The sequence below is a fragment of the Mesorhizobium sp. ESP-6-4 genome, assembly GCF_020164735.1.
GTDB lineage: Bacteria > Pseudomonadota > Alphaproteobacteria > Rhizobiales > Rhizobiaceae > Mesorhizobium.
This window is the reverse complement of record NZ_JAIUGS010000008.1, coordinates 1-17,274: the sequence shown is the minus strand read 5'-3', so window position 1 is coordinate 17,274 and position 17,274 is coordinate 1. Positions and strand designations below refer to the sequence as shown.

Annotated in this window: 17 protein-coding genes; 3 read left to right on the top strand and 14 right to left on the bottom strand. The window is 63.6% G+C overall.

Translation table 11 applies throughout. The features are described from left to right. The first annotated feature begins 68 nt into the window (after positions 1 to 68). Positions 69 to 893, top strand: coding sequence for a nucleoside triphosphate pyrophosphohydrolase (gene mazG / locus LB523_RS16605; RefSeq protein WP_224604652.1), 825 nt, complete (start codon positions 69 to 71; stop codon positions 891 to 893). 8 nt (positions 894 to 901) lie between these two features. Here the strand turns inward: mazG and hflX are convergent, their stop codons facing one another. From hflX to dusB, 8 genes are all read right to left on the bottom strand, one after another. Beyond that, positions 902 to 2,287, bottom strand: coding sequence for a GTPase HflX (gene hflX / locus LB523_RS16600; protein ID WP_224604650.1), 1,386 nt, complete (start codon positions 2,285 to 2,287; stop codon positions 902 to 904). Beyond that, the gene (hfq, locus tag LB523_RS16595; protein ID WP_006202172.1) at positions 2,288 to 2,533 is read right to left on the bottom strand and encodes an RNA chaperone Hfq; all 246 of its coding nucleotides are present in this window, start codon (positions 2,531 to 2,533) and stop codon (positions 2,288 to 2,290) included. Between the two features lie 143 nt (positions 2,534 to 2,676). Then, positions 2,677 to 3,540, bottom strand: coding sequence for a D-amino-acid transaminase (locus tag LB523_RS16590; RefSeq protein ID WP_140843390.1), 864 nt, complete (start codon positions 3,538 to 3,540; stop codon positions 2,677 to 2,679). An 82-nt stretch (positions 3,541 to 3,622) separates the two neighbouring features. After that, entirely contained in the window at positions 3,623 to 4,984 is a 1,362-nt protein-coding gene (locus tag LB523_RS16585; protein WP_095765455.1) for a sigma-54-dependent transcriptional regulator, read from the bottom strand. After that, the gene (locus LB523_RS16580) at positions 4,974 to 7,265 is read right to left on the bottom strand and encodes a sensor histidine kinase NtrY-like (protein ID WP_224604646.1); all 2,292 of its coding nucleotides are present in this window, start codon (positions 7,263 to 7,265) and stop codon (positions 4,974 to 4,976) included. The genes LB523_RS16585 and LB523_RS16580 overlap by 11 nt, the downstream gene beginning before the upstream one ends. A 121-nt stretch (positions 7,266 to 7,386) precedes the next feature. Continuing rightward, entirely contained in the window at positions 7,387 to 8,847 is a 1,461-nt protein-coding gene (gene ntrC, locus LB523_RS16575) for a nitrogen regulation protein NR(I) (RefSeq protein ID WP_095765457.1), read from the bottom strand. Continuing rightward, positions 8,844 to 9,986: a two-component system sensor histidine kinase NtrB gene (locus LB523_RS16570; protein WP_140843396.1), complete on the bottom strand. Its 1,143-nt coding sequence runs from the start codon at positions 9,984 to 9,986 to the stop codon at positions 8,844 to 8,846. The genes ntrC and LB523_RS16570 overlap by 4 nt, the downstream gene beginning before the upstream one ends. Continuing rightward, the gene (dusB, locus tag LB523_RS16565) at positions 9,983 to 11,011 is read right to left on the bottom strand and encodes a tRNA dihydrouridine synthase DusB (RefSeq protein WP_224604644.1); all 1,029 of its coding nucleotides are present in this window, start codon (positions 11,009 to 11,011) and stop codon (positions 9,983 to 9,985) included. The genes LB523_RS16570 and dusB overlap by 4 nt, the downstream gene beginning before the upstream one ends. Before the next feature lie 140 nt (positions 11,012 to 11,151). On the opposite strand from dusB, the gene LB523_RS16560 reads away from it, so the two are divergent. Together LB523_RS16560 and LB523_RS16555 are read left to right on the top strand one after the other, a co-directional pair. Continuing rightward, positions 11,152 to 12,381: a bifunctional 2-C-methyl-D-erythritol 4-phosphate cytidylyltransferase/2-C-methyl-D-erythritol 2,4-cyclodiphosphate synthase gene (locus LB523_RS16560; RefSeq protein ID WP_224604641.1), complete on the top strand. Its 1,230-nt coding sequence runs from the start codon at positions 11,152 to 11,154 to the stop codon at positions 12,379 to 12,381. After that, positions 12,378 to 12,866 (top strand): CinA family protein, encoded by a 489-nt coding sequence (locus tag LB523_RS16555; RefSeq protein WP_224604638.1) that lies wholly within the window; start codon positions 12,378 to 12,380, stop codon positions 12,864 to 12,866. The genes LB523_RS16560 and LB523_RS16555 overlap by 4 nt, the downstream gene beginning before the upstream one ends. Here LB523_RS16555 and LB523_RS16550 read toward each other — a convergent pair. From LB523_RS16550 to LB523_RS16525, 6 genes are all read right to left on the bottom strand, one after another. After that, the gene (locus tag LB523_RS16550; protein WP_140542906.1) at positions 12,863 to 13,318 is read right to left on the bottom strand and encodes a type II toxin-antitoxin system RatA family toxin; all 456 of its coding nucleotides are present in this window, start codon (positions 13,316 to 13,318) and stop codon (positions 12,863 to 12,865) included. The two genes, LB523_RS16555 and LB523_RS16550, sit on opposite strands and share 4 nt — an antisense overlap. Before the next feature lie 6 nt (positions 13,319 to 13,324). Further along, positions 13,325 to 14,290: a lipoyl synthase gene (gene lipA, locus LB523_RS16545; protein ID WP_224604636.1), complete on the bottom strand. Its 966-nt coding sequence runs from the start codon at positions 14,288 to 14,290 to the stop codon at positions 13,325 to 13,327. A gap of 128 nt (positions 14,291 to 14,418) precedes the next feature. Then, complete coding sequence (locus LB523_RS16540; RefSeq protein WP_095765464.1) at positions 14,419 to 14,676, bottom strand: GlsB/YeaQ/YmgE family stress response membrane protein; 258 nt, start codon at positions 14,674 to 14,676, stop codon at positions 14,419 to 14,421. 155 nt (positions 14,677 to 14,831) lie between these two features. Further along, positions 14,832 to 16,298: a dihydrolipoyl dehydrogenase gene (gene lpdA, locus LB523_RS16535; protein WP_224604633.1), complete on the bottom strand. Its 1,467-nt coding sequence runs from the start codon at positions 16,296 to 16,298 to the stop codon at positions 14,832 to 14,834. Positions 16,299 to 16,325: 27 nt separating this feature from the next. Continuing rightward, positions 16,326 to 16,964 (bottom strand): SGNH/GDSL hydrolase family protein, encoded by a 639-nt coding sequence (locus tag LB523_RS16530; protein ID WP_224604631.1) that lies wholly within the window; start codon positions 16,962 to 16,964, stop codon positions 16,326 to 16,328. Positions 16,965 to 17,097: 133 nt separating this feature from the next. Then, the coding region (locus tag LB523_RS16525; protein WP_224605151.1) for a 2-oxo acid dehydrogenase subunit E2 at positions 17,098 to 17,274 on the bottom strand (177 nt) is incomplete at its 5' end.

The following is a 17,274-nucleotide window of genomic DNA, read 5'->3' as shown; positions in this document are numbered from 1 at the left end:
GCTGTGGACAACTCGTTTCGGTGTCCGGCCAGGTTGGTCGGACGCTGGCCGCGGGATAGGCTCAATTCATGAAGCCCTCCAAGGACATTTCACGCCTGATCGAGATCATGGCGGCGCTGCGGGCGCCGAAGACCGGCTGCCCTTGGGATATCGAGCAGAATTTCGCTACCATCGCGCCCTACACGATCGAGGAAGCCTATGAAGTGGCCGATGCGATCGCGCGCGGCGATCTCGACGATCTGCGCGAGGAACTGGGCGATCTGCTGCTGCAGGTCGTCTATCACGCGCAGATGGCTGAGGAGATCGGCGAGTTCGCTTTCGGCGATGTCGTCGAGGCCATCACCACCAAGATGATCCGCCGCCATCCGCACGTCTTCGGCGACGAGAAGGCGCGCAGCGCTGGCATGGCCAAGGGCATGTGGGAGAAGATCAAGGCGGTTGAAAAAACCGAGAAGCGCGACGCCCGCATCGCCCGTGGTCTCGACCCGGAGGATCACGGCAGGGGCTATCTCGACAGCGTGCCGGTCGCGCTCCCTGCCCTGACGCGTGCCCTGAAACTGCAGGAAAAGGCGGCACGCGTCGGCTTCGACTGGAGCGAGGCAGCTCCCATCCTCGACAAGATAGAGGAAGAGATCGGGGAATTGCGCGAGGCGCTCGCCACCGGTGACGCGGCTCCCATCAAGGACGAGTTCGGCGACATGCTGTTTGCTATCGTCAATCTCGGCCGCCACCTCAAGCTCGACTCCGAAGCCTCGCTCAGCGGCACCAACGAAAAGTTCCGTTCGCGCTTCCATTATGTCGAGCAGGCTCTGGAGGCCTCGGGCAAGTCGCTGGAGAAGGCAACGCTCGACGAGATGGAAGCGCTCTGGCAGCAGGCCAAAAGCACCAAATAAACAGCCGGTTAGCTGCCGCTCCTGCGATGCAGGCGGTTCTCTATCTCTTGCCGGGCGCTGTGCGTGGCTGTCAGCGAGAGCGTGACGCTGCCGTCTTCATTGTCGGTGCGCGAAACGACGTCGCCGTTGCGGTAGAGCCAGTCGACCTGGCCAAGCTGGGCGGGGCTCAACGTCACCGTCATCCTTTCCAGCTCGCCCGACACGCGCGTCTCGATGAGCGCTTTCAGCGCGTCGATTCCTTCGCCGGTGACGGCCGATATAGAGATCGGCGGCGCCTTGCCGCTGGCGCTCTCGGCAAGCAGTCGCTCGCGATTGCCTTCGTCGAGCAGGTCGACCTTGTTCCAGACCTCGATCACGCGGTTCGCATCGGCAGCGTCGACGCCGAGATCGCCGAGGATGCGTTCGACGTCCTCGGCCTGGGCGGCGGTGTCCGGATCGGAGATGTCGCGCAGATGCAGCACCAGATCCGCCTCGACGACTTCTTCCAGCGTTGCCCGGAAGGCCGCCACCAGATGCGTCGGCAGGTCGGAAATAAAGCCCACCGTGTCCGACAGGATAACCGGCGTGCCGTGCGGTAGCCGCACGCGCCGCAGCGTCGGATCGAGCGTTGCGAACAGCATGTCCTCGGCCAGCACCCCTGCTCCGGTCAGCCGGTTGAACAGCGTCGACTTGCCGGCATTGGTGTAGCCGACGATCGCCACCACCGGGAACGGCACCTTCTTGCGCTTGGCGCGGTGCAGGTCGCGCGTGCGCCGAACCGTCTCCAGCTCGTGCTTCAGCTTGGTGATCTTGTCCTGCAGGATGCGCCTGTCGGATTCGATCTGGGTTTCGCCCGGACCGCCGAGGAAGCCGGCGCCGCCGCGCTGCCGCTCGAGGTGGGTCCAGCTTCGCACCAGACGACCCTTCTGGTAGTTAAGATGCGCAAGCTCGACCTGCAGCGTGCCTTCCTTGGTGCGCGCCCGCTCGCCGAAGATCTCGAGGATGAGCCCGGTGCGATCGAGCACCTTGGCGTTCAGTTCCTTTTCGAGATTGCGCTGCTGCACCGGCGTCAGCGGATGGTCGACGATGACCAGCTCCGCCTTGCGCTCCTTCACGATTTCAGCAAATTCAGCAACCTTGCCGCTGCCGAGCAGCGTGGCCGGCCGCGGATCGGCAACCGTCACCACCGCGGTGTGAACCGGGTTGAGGTCGATGGCGCTGGCAAGTCCGACCGCTTCGTCGTGGCGTGCATCCGCCGAACGGCTCAGGCGCGGACGGCTCGACTCATCGTCGCGCGGCTGGCGGGTAAGCACCGGCACAATGACCACTGCGCGGGTCGGATCCTTGGATTCCGGCCCGAGTTGATGTCCTTGTTTTCCGCGAACGCTGCGGTCCGCGTCCTTATCACGTGCCAATCAGGCGCCCTGGCTTTCCTCGCCATCGAACATCTGAACCGGCTGGCTCGGCATGATCGTGGAAATAGCGTGCTTGTAGACGAGCTGGGAGTGCCCGTCGCGCCGCAACAACACACAAAAATTGTCGAACGAAGTGACGACGCCAGTCAGCTTCACACCGTTGATGAGGAAGATGGTAAGTGGATTTTTGCTCTTGCGAACTGAATTCAGGAACAGGTCCTGAAGGTTTTGCGATCGTTCCGCCATTTTTCTTGTCTTTCGCCGATCCCCTTCGGTTTACGGGCCAATGCGCCAAATTACGAGGCACCTGTCAAGCGCGCAAACCCCCTCTTGCCGACACAATGGCAAGCAGAATGAGATAGTTGAGGTTACTTCCAGTTGTGCGGTTATCAGGCTGGACTTTTTTCCGCAACGTGAAAAAAGGCCTGCCGCAACGAAAGTGTCATCGAACCGGGATGGCCATTTGCGATCGGCGCCCCGTCGATTTCGACCACCGGCATGGCGATTGTGGTCGCCGAACTGATGAATGCTTCCCTTGCCGCCTTGGCTTCGGCGACCGAAAAACCGCGTTCCTCGATCTTGAGGCCAAGCTTGGCGGCGACATCGAAAAGCGTCGTGCGGGTGATGCCGCGCAGGATGCCGTGCTCGGCCGGCCGGGTCACGAGGACGCCGTCCCGGGTGACGATCCAGGCGTTGGACGAGCCGCCTTCCTTGACGTTGCCGTCGGTGTCGACGAACCACGCTTCCTGGGCGCCGGCTTCCTTGGCCTTCTGTTTGGCGAGCACATTGGGCAAGAGGCCGGTGCTCTTGATGTCGACGCGGTCCCAGCGATTCTCCGGGACGGTGATGACCTTGATGCCGGTCTCCACCCGCTTCGCGCTCGCGGCCGGATCGGCTTTCCTGGCGGTTATGACCAGGGAAGGCCTTGTGCCCGCGGGCGGAAACACGAACTCGCGGCTGGCGACGCCGCGCGTCACCTGCACATAGACAAGGCCGTCGACCACGCCGTTGCGATTGACCACCTCGCGCAGCAGCATCGGCAAGACGCTTTCCGAGACTGGCCAGGCGATCGACAGTTCCTTCAGCGAGCGCTTGAGCCTGGCAAGGTGGCGCGGCATGTCGACGATATGGCCGCGCGCCACCTCGCAAACCTCATAGACGCCGTCCGCGAACTGGTAGCCGCGATCCTCGATATGGACGCTGGCTTGAGCATGGACGACATAGCGCCCGTTGACATAGGCAATGCGCGGCATGGGCATCCTCAGGGAAAATGTCCGGCTTTCTTAGGCGATTCCGCCCCTGCCGTAACGAACAATCACGTGGGCCAAGGGCTCGCTACACACCCAGCGACTTCAGCTTGCGGTGGAGTGCTGATCGTTCCATGCCGATGAACTCGGCGGTCTTCGAGATATTGCCGCCGAAGCGGTTGATCTGGGCGATCAGATAATCCTTCTCGAATTGCTCGCGGGCCTCGCGCAGCGGCAGCGCCATGATGTGCTGGTCCGACTGGTTGGGCGTGCGCGGCATGACGTCGCCGATCTCGGACGGCAGAAGGTCGGCGGTGATCGGCGCATCGGCGTCTTCGCCGCGCGCCAGGATCATCAGCCGCTCGACATTGTTGCGCAATTGGCGAACATTGCCCGGCCAGTTGTGCGCCTGCAGCACGGCCAGCGCATCGTCGCCGATGCGGCGCGGCCTTATGCCGGCCTGGCGCGCGATCTGCTTCATGAAGTTGTCGACGAGGTAGGGAATGTCCTCGCGCCGCTCAGCGAGCCCCGGCACTATGACCGGAACCACCGCCAGGCGATGGTAAAGATCCTCGCGGAAGCGGCCGTCGGCGATCATCGCTTCGAGGTTCTGCGAGGTCGAGGAAATGATGCGGACATCGACCTTGACGCGCTTGGTGCCGCCTACCCGCTCGAATTGCTGCTCGACCAGCACGCGCAGGATCTTGTTTTGCGTTTCGCGCGGCATATCGGCGACTTCGTCGATGTAGAGGATGCCGCGATGCGCCTCCTCCAGCGCGCCGACCTTGCGCTCGGTGCCGTTCGATTCGGTACCGAACAGCTCGATCTCCATGCGCTCGGGCGTGATGGTGGCCGCGCTCAGCGTGACGAACGGACCGGACTTGCGAGACGACAGCGTGTGGATGGCGCGCGCCGTCAGCTCCTTGCCTGAGCCGGAGGGGCCGATGATCATGACGCGGCTGTTGGTCGGCGCGACGCGCTCGATGGTCTGCCGCAGCTGGCTCATCGCCGACGACATGCCGATCAGGTCGAAAGTCTCGCCGCTGCGCTGCTTGAGGTCGGAGACCTCGCGCCGCAGCTTGGACGTTTCCAGGGCGCGCTCGGCGATCAGGATGAGGCGATCGGCCTTGAACGGCTTCTCGATGAAATCATACGCGCCGCGCCGGATGGCCGACACCGCCGTTTCGATGTTGCCGTGGCCGGAGATCATGACCACCGGCATGTTCGGATGCATGGTCTTGATCTCGTCGAGCAGCGCCAGGCCATCGAGGCGCGAGCCCTGCAGCCAGATATCGAGGAAAATCAGCCGCGGCGCGCGATCGGCTATCGCCGCAAGCGCGCTGTCGGCATCATGGGCCGTGCGGGTTTCGTGACCCTCGTCGCTCAATATACCGGCGACAAGTTCGCGGATGTCTTCCTCGTCATCGACGATGAGAATGTCAGACGCCATTACCGACCTTTTCAGTTTCTCGTTCGTGTTCGCTTCGACCTTCACCGCGTGGCGGCGCGGCTACGATCGTGGCCGGGGGCAGGATGATCGAGATCATCGCGCCCCGGCCGCCATGGAAATCCGCTGGCGCGTCGTGCAATTCGAGACGGCCGCCATGGTCCTCCACGATCTTTTTGACGATAGCGAGGCCAAGCCCGGTGCCCTTCTCGCGCGTCGTCATATAGGGCTCGAGAAGCCTTTGGCGATTCTCGCGCGGCAGCCCCTTGCCGTTATCGATAACGTCGATTCGTATGGCGCCATCTTGCCGTCCGGCCTGAATCCGGATTGTGCCGCCCGAACGGTCCTGCGCATCAAGTCCGTCGATCGCCTCGGCCGCGTTCTTGATGACGTTGCCGAAGGCCTGAGCCATCAGGCGGCTGTCGAAAGTGCCTTTCAACGGCTCACTGCCGAAATCGCGCTGGAAGGCAATGTCCGAGCGGCTGACCTCGACCAGGAAAGACGCCTCGCGCAACGACTCACGAAGGTCGATCGCCTTCATCTCCGGCTTCGGCATGCGGGCGAAGGCCGAGAATTCGTCGACCATGCGGCCGATGTCCTCGACCTGGCGGATGATGGTGTCGGTGCACTGGTCGAACACCTCGCGATCCTCGGTGATGACCTTGCCGTAGCGGCGCCTGATGCGCTCGGCCGAAAGCTGGATCGGCGTCAGCGGGTTCTTGATCTCATGCGCGATGCGCCGCGCCACATCGGCCCAGGCCGACGAACGCTGCGCCTGGACGAGATCGGTGATGTCGTCGACCGTCACCACATAGGATTTCTCTTCTTCGCCGTCGTCGCCGGATTCGACCGTTACCTGGACATTGAAGGTGCGCTCCAGACCGGTGCGGAAGAAGGTCACCTGCTCGCGATAGACCGGCTTGCCGGACTGCCGCCCGATCTCGAACACGCGACCGACAAGCGGCAGGACTGTCGAAAGGTTCTGGCCGAGCGTCGCATTCGCCGAAATCGTCAGCATGGTCTCGGCCGAGCGATTGACGATGGTGATGATGCCGTAGGGGTCGACGCCGATGACGCCGGCAGTGACGCCGGCAAGCACCGCCTCGGAGAAACGCCGGCGCTCGTCGATCAGATCCTTGGCCGAGAGCAGCTCGTTGCGTTGCGACTTGAGCTCCAGGATCATGTTGTTGAAGGTCTCGCCGAGCGAGGCGACGTCGCCATCGGACTGGCGCACTGGAACGGCAACGTCGAGATTGCCGGTCGCCACCTCGTCGGCGGCGCCGATCAGCTGGCGGATCGGCCGCACGATCCGGTCGGCGACCGCGATGCCAGTCCAGATCGCCGAGAGCGTGATGATCAGCGTGAGCGATAGATAAGGCAACGCGAAGGCGACCTGCGAGGTCCGGCGATTGTCCTGCAGATTACGGTATTCGTCGGTGTTGCCCCTGACGATCTGGCGCGCCTTGATCACGTCGGGATCAACCAGCCGGATCGTGTAGAGGTAAAGCCCTTCGATCTCGCGCAGCTTGATAATGGCGCCCATGATGTTGCGGGTGCGCGGCTCGATCAGCACCGGCTTGCCCTCGGCCGCGGTGTCGACAGCGCCCGAGGGCGGCTCGGGCATGGGGAAGTCGGCGTCGGTCTTGGCGTTCATGACGAACGAGCCGTCCGGCTTGATAAGGGCCGCATGCGCTAGGCCGCGCCCGACGGCCTCCTTGTTCAACAGATCGAGGAAACCGCCCTTGTCGAGACCGTAAAGCGTGCGCGAGGCATCGAGATCGTATGCCATCGACAATGTCGTGCCCTGCAGGTTACGCGCGTTCTCCTGCACATAGGCGTCGGCGATCGACAGCGACGAGTTGACGATCGTCTTGGTGCGGATTTCGAACCAGCGGTCGAGGCCGATGTCGAGCGTGATCGAGGCGATGATCGCCACCATGATGGCCGGGATGGCGGCGACCAGCGCGAACATGGCGACGATGCGCACATGCAGCCGCGAGGCAGCCCTGCCGTGGCGCCGCGCCAGCACGATGCGTCGCACCTCGCGCGCGATCAAGGCGATGAGGAACAGCACAAAGACGGCATTGGCCGCGATCAGAGCCCAGGTCGCGTCGGCGGTCGGCGCGATCGGCGTTGCGCCGACCAGGATCGCAAACGATATGGCCGCCGTGATCACCGCGCCGGCAATGGCGACCACGCCGGGCAACGCCAGCAACCGTCGCCCGTCACGCGTGCCGGTCTGGTTGAAAAGCGGTTGGGTCAGGGTCGGAGCCTCAGCTGCCATGTCGCGGTACAGAGTCGGTCATCGCGTCGGATGTATGCAACGCATTGTGGCGATTATGCAACAAGTGTGGCCGGGAAGATAATCTTTCCCAGACAAAATTCACCGACGGGACGAGGTGACGTTACGGCTGCCTGGCTGATTTGTAGACGTTGACGCCGAGCTCGCGGATTTTCTTGCGCAGCGTGTTGCGGTTGAGCCCCAAAAGCTCCGCCGCCTTGATCTGGTTGCCGCGCGTCGCCGTCATCGAAGCCAGCACCAGCGGATACTCGACCTCGGCAAGAATGCGCTGGTAGAGCCCGGCCGGCGGCAATTCGCCGGCGAAGGAGGCGAAGTAGCGCTGCAGGAAATGCTCGACAGCCTGGCCGATCGACAGATCGTCGGGGATGAGCGCGCCGCCATCGGGCACGACCGGCCTTTCGCCGGTTTTCAGCTCCGATTCTATGATTTCAGATGAAATCTCGTCCTGCGAGTAGAGGGCGGCCAGCCGGCGCACCAGGTTTTCGAGCTCGCGCACATTGCCCGGCCAGGGATAGCGTTTCATAAGCTCGATGCCGCCGGAGGATATGCGCTTGGTCTGCAGGCCCTCGCTGGCGCCCTGCTTGAAGAAATGCCGCACCAGGTCGGGAATGTCCTCGGAACGCTCGCGCAGCGCCGGCAGCCTGAGCGGCACGACGTTAAGACGATAGAACAGGTCCTCGCGGAACAGGCCCTGGTTGATGAGCGTGCGCAGGTCCTTGTTTGTGGCCGCGACGATACGGACGTCGGTCTTGATCGGCGTGCGGCCGCCGACAGTGGTGTATTCGCCCTGCTGCAGCACGCGCAGCAGCCGGGTCTGCGCTTCCATCGGCATGTCGCCGATCTCGTCGAGGAACAGCGTGCCGCCCTCGGCCTGTTCGAACCGGCCGCTGGAGCGGTTCTGTGCCCCGGTGAAGGCGCCCTTTTCGTGGCCGAACAGCTCCGATTCGATCAGGTCGCGCGGGATCGCCGCCATGTTGATGGCCACGAACGGGCCGCCGCGACGGCGGCCATATTCGTGCAGCGCGCGCGCCACCAGCTCCTTGCCGGTGCCGGACTCGCCGCTGATCATGACCGTGAGGTCGGTCTGCATCATGCGCGCCAGCATGCGGTAGATGTCCTGCATGGCGGCGGATCGGCCGACCAGCGGCATTGTCTCCGGCTGGTCTTCCGCGCGGCCATCGAGCTTCGGCCGCTTCGGCTCGGCCAACGCCCGGCTGACGATGTTGAGCAGCTCCGTCAGGTCGAACGGCTTCGGCAGATATTCGTAGGCGCCGGTCTCGGAGGCGCGGATGGCGGTCATGAACGTGTTCTGGGCGCTCATGACGATGACCGGCAGCTCGGGCCGCGCCTTCTTGATGCGCGGCAGCATGTCGAAGGCGTTTTCGTCGGGCATCACCACATCGGTGATGACGAGATCGCCCTCGCCCGCAGCCACCCAGCGCCACAGCGTCGAGGCATTGGAGGTCACACGCACCTCGTGGCCGACGCGTGACAGCGCCTGGTTGAGCACGGTGCGGATGGCCGCATCGTCATCGGCGACGAGAATATTGCCGCGAGCGGTCATGTGCGGTCTCCTTCAGCTTCATCGCCGGCGCTTGGTGCGGCCTCCTTCCAGGCCGGAAGCAGGATGCGAAACGTCGTCCCGCGCGGCGTCGAATCGCATTCGATGATGCCGCCATGCTCGCCGACGATCTTGGCGACCAGCGCAAGGCCAAGTCCGGAGCCGTTCGGCTTGGTGGTGATGAACGGATCGAACAGGATCGGCAGGATGTCCTCGGAAACGCCTGGACCGTTGTCATGCACGCAGAATTCCAGCGGCAACGACACCCGGTCCTGCGTTCCGGGTACCGAGACGCGGATGCCTGGGCGGAAGGCCGTCGACAGCGCGATCTCGCCTTGCGGGTCGGCGCCGATCGCCTCGGCGGCGTTCTTGACCAGGTTGAGGAAGACCTGGATCAGTTGATCGCGGTTGGCGAAGACCGGAGGCAATGATGGATCATATTCCTCCAAGATCTTGATCCGTCTTGCAAAACCGTTCTTGGCAATCGCCTTCACATGGTCGAGCACGACATGGATGTTGACCGGATAGCGTTCGATCGGCCGCTCATCGGAGAACACTTCCATGCGGTCGACCAGTGAGACGATGCGGTCGGTCTCGTCGGTGATCAGGCGGGTCAGCGCGCGGTCTTCATCGGAGGCGGAAAGCTCGAGCAACTGGGCGGCGCCGCGAATGCCGGAGAGCGGGTTCTTAATCTCATGCGCCAGCATCGCGGCAAGACCGGTGACGGAGCGCGCCGCACCGCGATGCGTCATCTGGCGGTCGATCTTGTCGGCCATCGAGCGTTCCTGGAACATGACGACGACCGAGCCCGGAAATTCCGGCACCGGCGCGACGTAGAGATCGACCATCTTTTCGATGCCGAGGCGCGGCGACGAGACGTCGACGCGGTATTCGTTGACCGGCGCGCGGCGTTCGCGCACTTGGTCGACCAGCGTCAGCAACGGGCTGCCGAAGGGCACCAGCTTGGAGAGCGTGTTGCGCGCGAGCATATTCGCGCTGGAGCGGAAGAAGTCCTCGGCATCGGCGTTGGCGAATGTGATGAAGCCGTCGGGATCGACCATGATCACCGGGCGGCGGATGGTGTTGAGCACGATATTGGCGGCATCCGCCATATCGGCCTGCTGTGGCACGTCCGCCTTCATGCCGCGCTCCGCAGGCTGTCCGGGTGCGCGCCGTCGGCGAAGACACGGCACAATTCGGCCACGACTTCACCCGGTTTGAAGGACGTGAGAATGGCTTTGCGCTGCTCGGCTGAGACATCGGGAGCGTGACGGTCGAGATACCAGCCGAGATGCTTGCGCGCCTGACGCAGGCCGCTTTCGGCGCCGTAGAGCGAGAGCATGTCCTCGTAATGCGACACGACATAGTCGGCGAGCGCCTGCGGCGTGTGCGGAATGCCGGGCGCAGATACACCACCGGCAATTGAGGCGATGCTTCCTGCAATCCACGGCGCGCCGTAATGCGCGCGACCGATCATCACCGCGTCGGCGCCGGCCTGTTCGAGGATTGTCGCCGCCTCTTCCGGCGAGCCGACATCGCCATTGGCCACCACCGGGATCGAGACGGCCTGCTTGACGCGGGCGATGGCGCGCCAGTCGGCCTTGCCTTGATAGAATTGGCAGCGCGTGCGGCCATGCACGGTCACCATGCTGACGCCGGCCTGTTCGGCGCGCCGCGCCAGCATCGGCGCGTTGAGCGCGCTTTCGTCCCAGCCGAGCCGCATCTTGACCGTCACCGGTACCGCAACGGCGCCGACCACCGCCTCGATCAGCGACAGCGCATGGTCGAGGTCGCGCATCAGCGCCGAGCCGGCATAGCCGCCGGTCACCTTCTTCGCCGGGCAGCCCATATTGATATCGATGATATCGGCGCCCTCGCCCGCCGCGATTCGCGCGCCCTCAGCCATGTGCACGGCCTCGCGGCCGGCAAGCTGCACCATATGCACCGGCAGGCCGGAATGACGGATGCGAAGGTCGCAGCCTGCCCTGCCCTTAGCCAGTTCGCCGCTCGCCACCATTTCCGAAACGACCAATCCCGCGCCATGCCCGTACGCGCGCTGCCGGAACGGCTCGTCGGTGATGCCCGACATCGGCGCCAGGAAAACCCGATTACGGATTTTCACGCCGCCGACATCAAGAGGCGATGCCAATGTGGTCAGTTCAGCCATGCACAAAAACCAAGCATGTTCGATCGTTGCACATTCTCTAGCCAGAAGTGTGGCATTGTGCAACGCGCAATGACGTCACATTAAGGCGCATTTTGGAAAAAGCTGGCCTTCGGCCATCACCCCGACTAGGACCGATCGGAATGAGCGAGGCAAGTGAAAAGCAAGCGACAGGCCTGAATGGCGGGATCGGGGTGGTGATCGTTGCCGCCGGCCGTGGCGCGCGCGCCGGACAGGCGGACGGTCCGAAGCAATATCAGCGCATCGGCGGCCGTGCCGTCATCGCGCATACGTTGGATACCTTCCTCTCCCATCCGATGATCGGTCCCGTGGTCGTCGCCATCCATGCCGACGACGCCGAACTCTTCCAACGCGCGGCCGAAGCGCATGGCAATCGTCTTGTCGCCGTTATCGGCGGCCCTTCGCGCCAGGCGTCCGTGCGGCTCGGCCTGCTGGCGCTGAGGGACCAGGCACCGGCAAAAGTGCTGGTGCATGACGCCGTGCGACCCTTCGTCGACGCCGGGCTGATCGACCGCACCATCGAAGCCATCGGCGAGCGCCAAGGCGCGTTGCCGGCGCTGCCTGTCGCCGACACGCTGAAGCGGGAATCGGCCGCCGGCATGATCGACGAGACGGTGTCGAGAGCCGGCCTTCATGCCGCGCAGACGCCGCAGGGCTTTCCGTTCTGGCCGCTGCTCGCGGCGCATGAGAAGGCGCATCATCTGGGCAAGACGGAATTCACCGACGACGCGGCGATCGCTGAATGGGCACAGATACCGGTCAAGATCGTTCCCGGATCGCCGGACAACGTCAAACTCACCTGGGCAAGGGACATCGCATTGGCCGACCAGCGGCTTTCGAGCGCGCAGCAGCGCTTCCCGGATATTCGCACCGGCAACGGCTATGACGTGCACGCGTTCGAGCCCGGCGACCATGTAACGCTCTGCGGCGTCGCCATTCCATATGATCGCAAACTCTCCGGCCATTCGGACGCCGATGTCGGGCTTCACGCGCTGACCGATGCGCTGCTCGCCACCTGCGGCGCCGGCGATATCGGTACGCATTTCCCACCGTCCGATCCGCAATGGAAGGGTGCTGCCTCGAAGATATTCGTCGAGCACGCGGCGAAGCTGGTGCGCGAGCGCGGCGGCCGTATCGCCAATGCCGACATCACGCTGATCTGCGAGGCGCCGCGCGTCGGGCCGCATCGCGCGGCAATGACGCAAGCGCTCGCAGCCATGCTCGGCATCGCGCCCGAGCGCATTTCGATTAAGGCAACAACCAACGAGAAGCTCGGCTTCGTCGGGCGCGGCGAAGGTATCGCCGCGATCGCCACCGCCAGTGTCGTCTATCCGGGCGAGGTGCCGGCATGAGCAACGCCGAACTCGCAAACGCGCTGCTCCAGGCCTGCCAGCAGCGCGGTATTATGCTGGCGACGGCCGAAAGCTGCACCGGCGGCCTGATCATCGCGGCGCTCACCGATATCGCCGGGTCTTCCGCCGTGGTCGATCGCGGCTTCGTCACCTATTCCAACGAAGCAAAGATGGAGATGCTCGGCGTCTCCGCCGCCACGCTCGACGCGCATGGCGCGGTCTCGCGCGAGACAGTTCTGGAAATGGCGGCGGGGGCGCTGACGCATTCGCAGGCAAGCCTGGCGCTCGCCGTCACCGGCATTGCCGGCCCCAGCGGCGGCTCGGCCGACAAGCCGGTCGGTCTTGTCTGGTTCGGGATAGCGCTTGCCGGACAGCTGGTAATCGCTGAGCGGCAGCTGTTCGGTCACAAGGGCCGCGAATTCATCCGGCACGAGACGGTGCGGCACGCGCTGCAACTCGGCTTGCGCGCGCTCGGCGAACGTTAGGCGGGCTTTACACCGTAAATCACGTTTGCCCGCTTCTCGAAGGCTTCCGAGAACATGCGGAAGGCGCGGTCGAACATCGTGCCCATCACCGCGCCGAGGATGCGGCTCTTGAACTCGTAGTCGATGAAGAAATGCACCTCGCAGCCGCTGGTCGCGGGATCAAAGCGCCAGATATTGCTGAGATATTTGAACGGGCCGTCTATGTATTTGACGTCGATCGCTTTCTCGTCGGGCTTCAGCAGCACCTGTGTCGTGAAGGTCTCGCGGATCGCCTTGTAGCCGATGCTCATGTCGGCAACCAGGATGGTGCGTCCGTCACGCTCCTTGCGCGAGCGCACGGTGAGCGATTCGCAGAGCGGCAGGAATTGCGGGTAAGCCTCGATGTCCGCCACCAGCGCGAACATCTCGTCGGGCGTATGCGCGACGCGGCGTGTCGCCTCGAATTTCGGCATTGAAGGTCAGCTGGCCTTCGCGAGCTGCGCCTCGCGCGCCGCGCGCAGCCTGGCGAAATCCTCGCCGGCATGGTGCGAGGAGCGGGTCAGCGGGCTCGACGCCATGAGGAGAAAACCCTTCGTCTTGCCGATCGTCTCATAGGACTTGAACTCGTCCGGCGGGATGAAGCGGATCACCGGGTGGTGCTTCTTGGAAGGCTGCAGATACTGGCCGATGGTCATGAAGTCGACATTGGCCGAGCGCAGATCGTCCATCAACTGCAGCACCTCGTTCCGCTCCTCGCCGAGGCCGACCATGATGCCGGATTTGGTGAAGATCGACGGGTCGAGTTCCTTGACCCGCTGCAAAAGCCGGATCGAGTGGAAATAACGCGCGCCGGGGCGAACCGTCAGGTAGTTCGACGGCACGGTTTCGAGATTGTGGTTGAAGACATCGGGCTTGGCCGCAACGACGATCTCCAGCGCGCCGTCCTTGCGCAGGAAGTCGGGCGTCAGGATCTCGATCGTCGTCGAAGGCGTTGCCGCGCGGATGCAGCGGATGACTTCGGCGAAATGCTGCGCGCCGCCATCGGCAAGATCGTCGCGGTCGACGGAGGTGATGACGACGTGGCTCAATCCCATCTGTTTCACGGCGTGCGCCACGCGCGCCGGCTCATCCGGATCGAGCGCGGTCGGGATGCCGGTCGCGACATTGCAGAAGGCGCAGGCGCGCGTGCAGATCTCACCCATGATCATGAAGGTGGCGTGCTTCTTGTCCCAACATTCGCCGATATTGGGGCAACCGGCCTCCTCGCACACCGTCACCAGCTTGTGCGACTTCACGATCTCGCGCGTTTCGGCATAGCCCTTGGAAACCGGCGCTTTGACGCGGATCCAGTCGGGCTTGCGCAGCACCTCCTGGTCGGGCCGGTGCGCCTTCTCGGGATGCCGCGGGCGCGGCCGGTTGGCGATCGTGTCTACGACTGTGACCATCTCAAACCCTTCGCGGCCGCGATTTCGCCAGCCACCTGTCTTGCGTCATCTAGGACTTTTCGGGACAAAGAAAAAGGCCGCGGCAGCGCATGCCGCCACGGCCATTTTCGCATAACGGTGGCTTTGGGTCAGCGACGCACGAGCCGTCCGACGAAGATCAGCAGGCAGGCGCCGATGAAGCCGGTGATCAGATAGGCGACCCAGCCGACGCCGAACGACTGGATGTTGAGAGCCTGCAGGATCGCGTTCAGCACTATGGCACCGACGATCCCCATGATGATGTTCATGAAGATACCGGTGTTGCTCTTCATGACCATCTCGGCCAGCCAACCCGCCAAGCCGCCGACGATGATGGCTGCGATCCAGCCGACGCCATTCATATGCATGTCCAATTCCTCCTCGATCAGGTGAAAATGCATCCGGATACGAACCGCCTTGCCGTCAGCTTTCTCCGGCTGCCGCGTGTGAGTCTCGCCCGACCACGTTAGCACGGATTGGCCATCGATCACCGATTGGTGACTTATCACCGATTGGTGGCTCATCAGGCGTTCAAGACGCGGCCATAGGCATCGAGCACGCTCTCCTTCATCATCTCCGACAGTGTCGGATGCGGGAAGATCGTATGCATCAGCTCTTCCTCGGTCGTCTCCAGGTTCATAGCCACGACAAAACCCTGGATGAGCTCGGTCACCTCGGCGCCGACCATGTGCGCGCCGAGAAGCTGGCCGGTCTTCTTGTCAAAGATGGTCTTGACGAAGCCCTGATCCTCGCCGAGCGCGATGGCCTTGCCGTTGGCGCTGAACGGGAAGCGGCCGACGCGGATGTCCTTGCCATCCGCCTTTGCCTTCGCTTCGGTCAGGCCGACGGACGCGACCTGCGGGCTGCAATAGGTGCAGCCGGGGATCTTCAGCTTGTCGATGGGGTGCACGCCCGGGAAATTGGCTATCTTCTCGACGCAGACGACGCCTTCATGCTCAGCCTTGTGGGCGAGCATGGGCGGGCCGGCGACGTCGCCGATGGCGTAGATGCCGGGCACATTGGTCTTGCCGTAGCCGTCGACGACCACGCAGCCGCGGTCCGTCTTCACGCCAAGCGCTTCAAGGCCGAGATTCTCGATGTTGCCCTGCACGCCGACGGCCGAGATCATGCGGTCGGTGGTGATCTTCTCGACCTTGCCGTCCTTCATCTCGACATGCGCGGTGACCGAATTGGCGCCCTTTTCAACCTTGGTCACCTTGGCCTCGAGGAGGATCTTCATGCCCTGCTTCTCGAACTGTTTCTGCGCGAATTTCGAGACTTCGGCGTCCTCGACCGGCATCACCGCCGGCAGCAGCTCGACCACCGTCACATCGGCGCCCATGGTGCGGTAGAACGAGGCGAATTCGATGCCGATGGCACCCGAACCCATCACCAACAGCGATTTCGGCATTTCCTTCGGCACCATGGCCTCGAAATAGGTCCAGATCAGCTTGCCGTCCGGCTCGATGCCGGGCAGCGCGCGCGGCCTGGCGCCGGTCGCCAGGATGATGTGCTTGGCCGTGTAGGTGCCCTCGCCCTTGACGCCTTTCGGCACCGGCGGCTGCGGCTCCATCGCCTTCTTCGCGGTCTTTGAGACGACGACCTCGCCCGGTTTGTCACCGGCTGGGGCTTTGGAAAGCTTGGCCTCGCCCCAGATGACGTCGACCTTGTTCTTCTTCATCAGGAAGCCGACGCCGGTGTTCAGCCTGAGCGAGACTTTTCGCGAGCGGTCGACCACGGCAGCGGTGTCGGGGACGATTTTACCGCCTTCAAGCTTCAGCCCGAAATCCTTCAGATGATCCGAATAATGCATGATCTCGGCCGAGCGCAGCAGCGCCTTGGTCGGAATGCAACCCCAGTTGAGGCAGATGCCGCCAAGATGCTCGCGCTCGACGATCGCCGTCTTGAAGCCGAGCTGGGCGGAACGCACCGCCGTGACATAGCCGCCCGGGCCTGAGCCGATGATGATGACGTCGTAGGATTCAGCCACGGGTTTTCTCCCTGATCTTTCTGAGGGTTAGAGCGAGAGCATGACGCGCACGAGCGGCGCCAGAGCCTTGCCGATGTTTCGCGTGTTCTCGGCATCGAGATGGACGCCGTCGAGCGGCGTGGTGGTTGCGACCGTGCCGGCGTCGAAGAAGCCGCAGCCGGCCTCGTCGGCCAGCAAGGAATACTGCGGCGCCAGACGCTTGGAAGCGTCGTCGCCGCCGGCGAACATTTCCTTGAACTCGGCATTGTCGGTGCGCGTCACGACAGGCGGCGCGACAATGAGGATCTGCGGCGCCGGCCATTCGAACGGATAGTCATGGCCGCGCACGATATCGATCAGCCGCTGCACGCCTTGCTTGGCTGCGACCGGATTGCCGTGAATCCAAGGCTTCATGTCGTTGGAGCCGAGCATGATGATAACGAGATCGAGCGGCGCATGGCTGGTCAGGATTGTAGGCAGAATGCGGGCGCCATTGCGATCGGCGCCGGCCAGATGGTCGTCGAAGGCGGTGGTGCGGCCGTTGAGGCCTTCGGCGATGACTTCGACATCGTTGCCGAGTTCAGCCCCAAGCACACTAGGCCAGCGGTCCTCGAGCGCATGGCGGCCGAGATTGGCGGCGTCATAGCCCCAGGTCAGCGAGTCGCCATAACAGAGAATTGTCTTCATGCGATTGCCCCACCCTTGCCGAAAGCTGGCTGCGAGCGCCTGCCGCGCCGGCGTGCGAAGAGCTCGCCGTCGGGATCGAAAATGATCAAGACGGAAAGGCTGGTGAAGAATTTCCGCACCGCCTTTTCCCTTCTTACACCAGCATGCCCATCGGGTTTTCGATCATGCGCTTGAAGGCGCCGAGCAGTTCGGCGCCGAGCGCGCCGTCGACGGCGCGGTGATCGGTCGACAACGTCACCGACATCACGGTGGCTATTCTGATCTCGCCCTTCTTGACCACCGCCCGCTCCTCGCCGGCGCCGACCGCCAG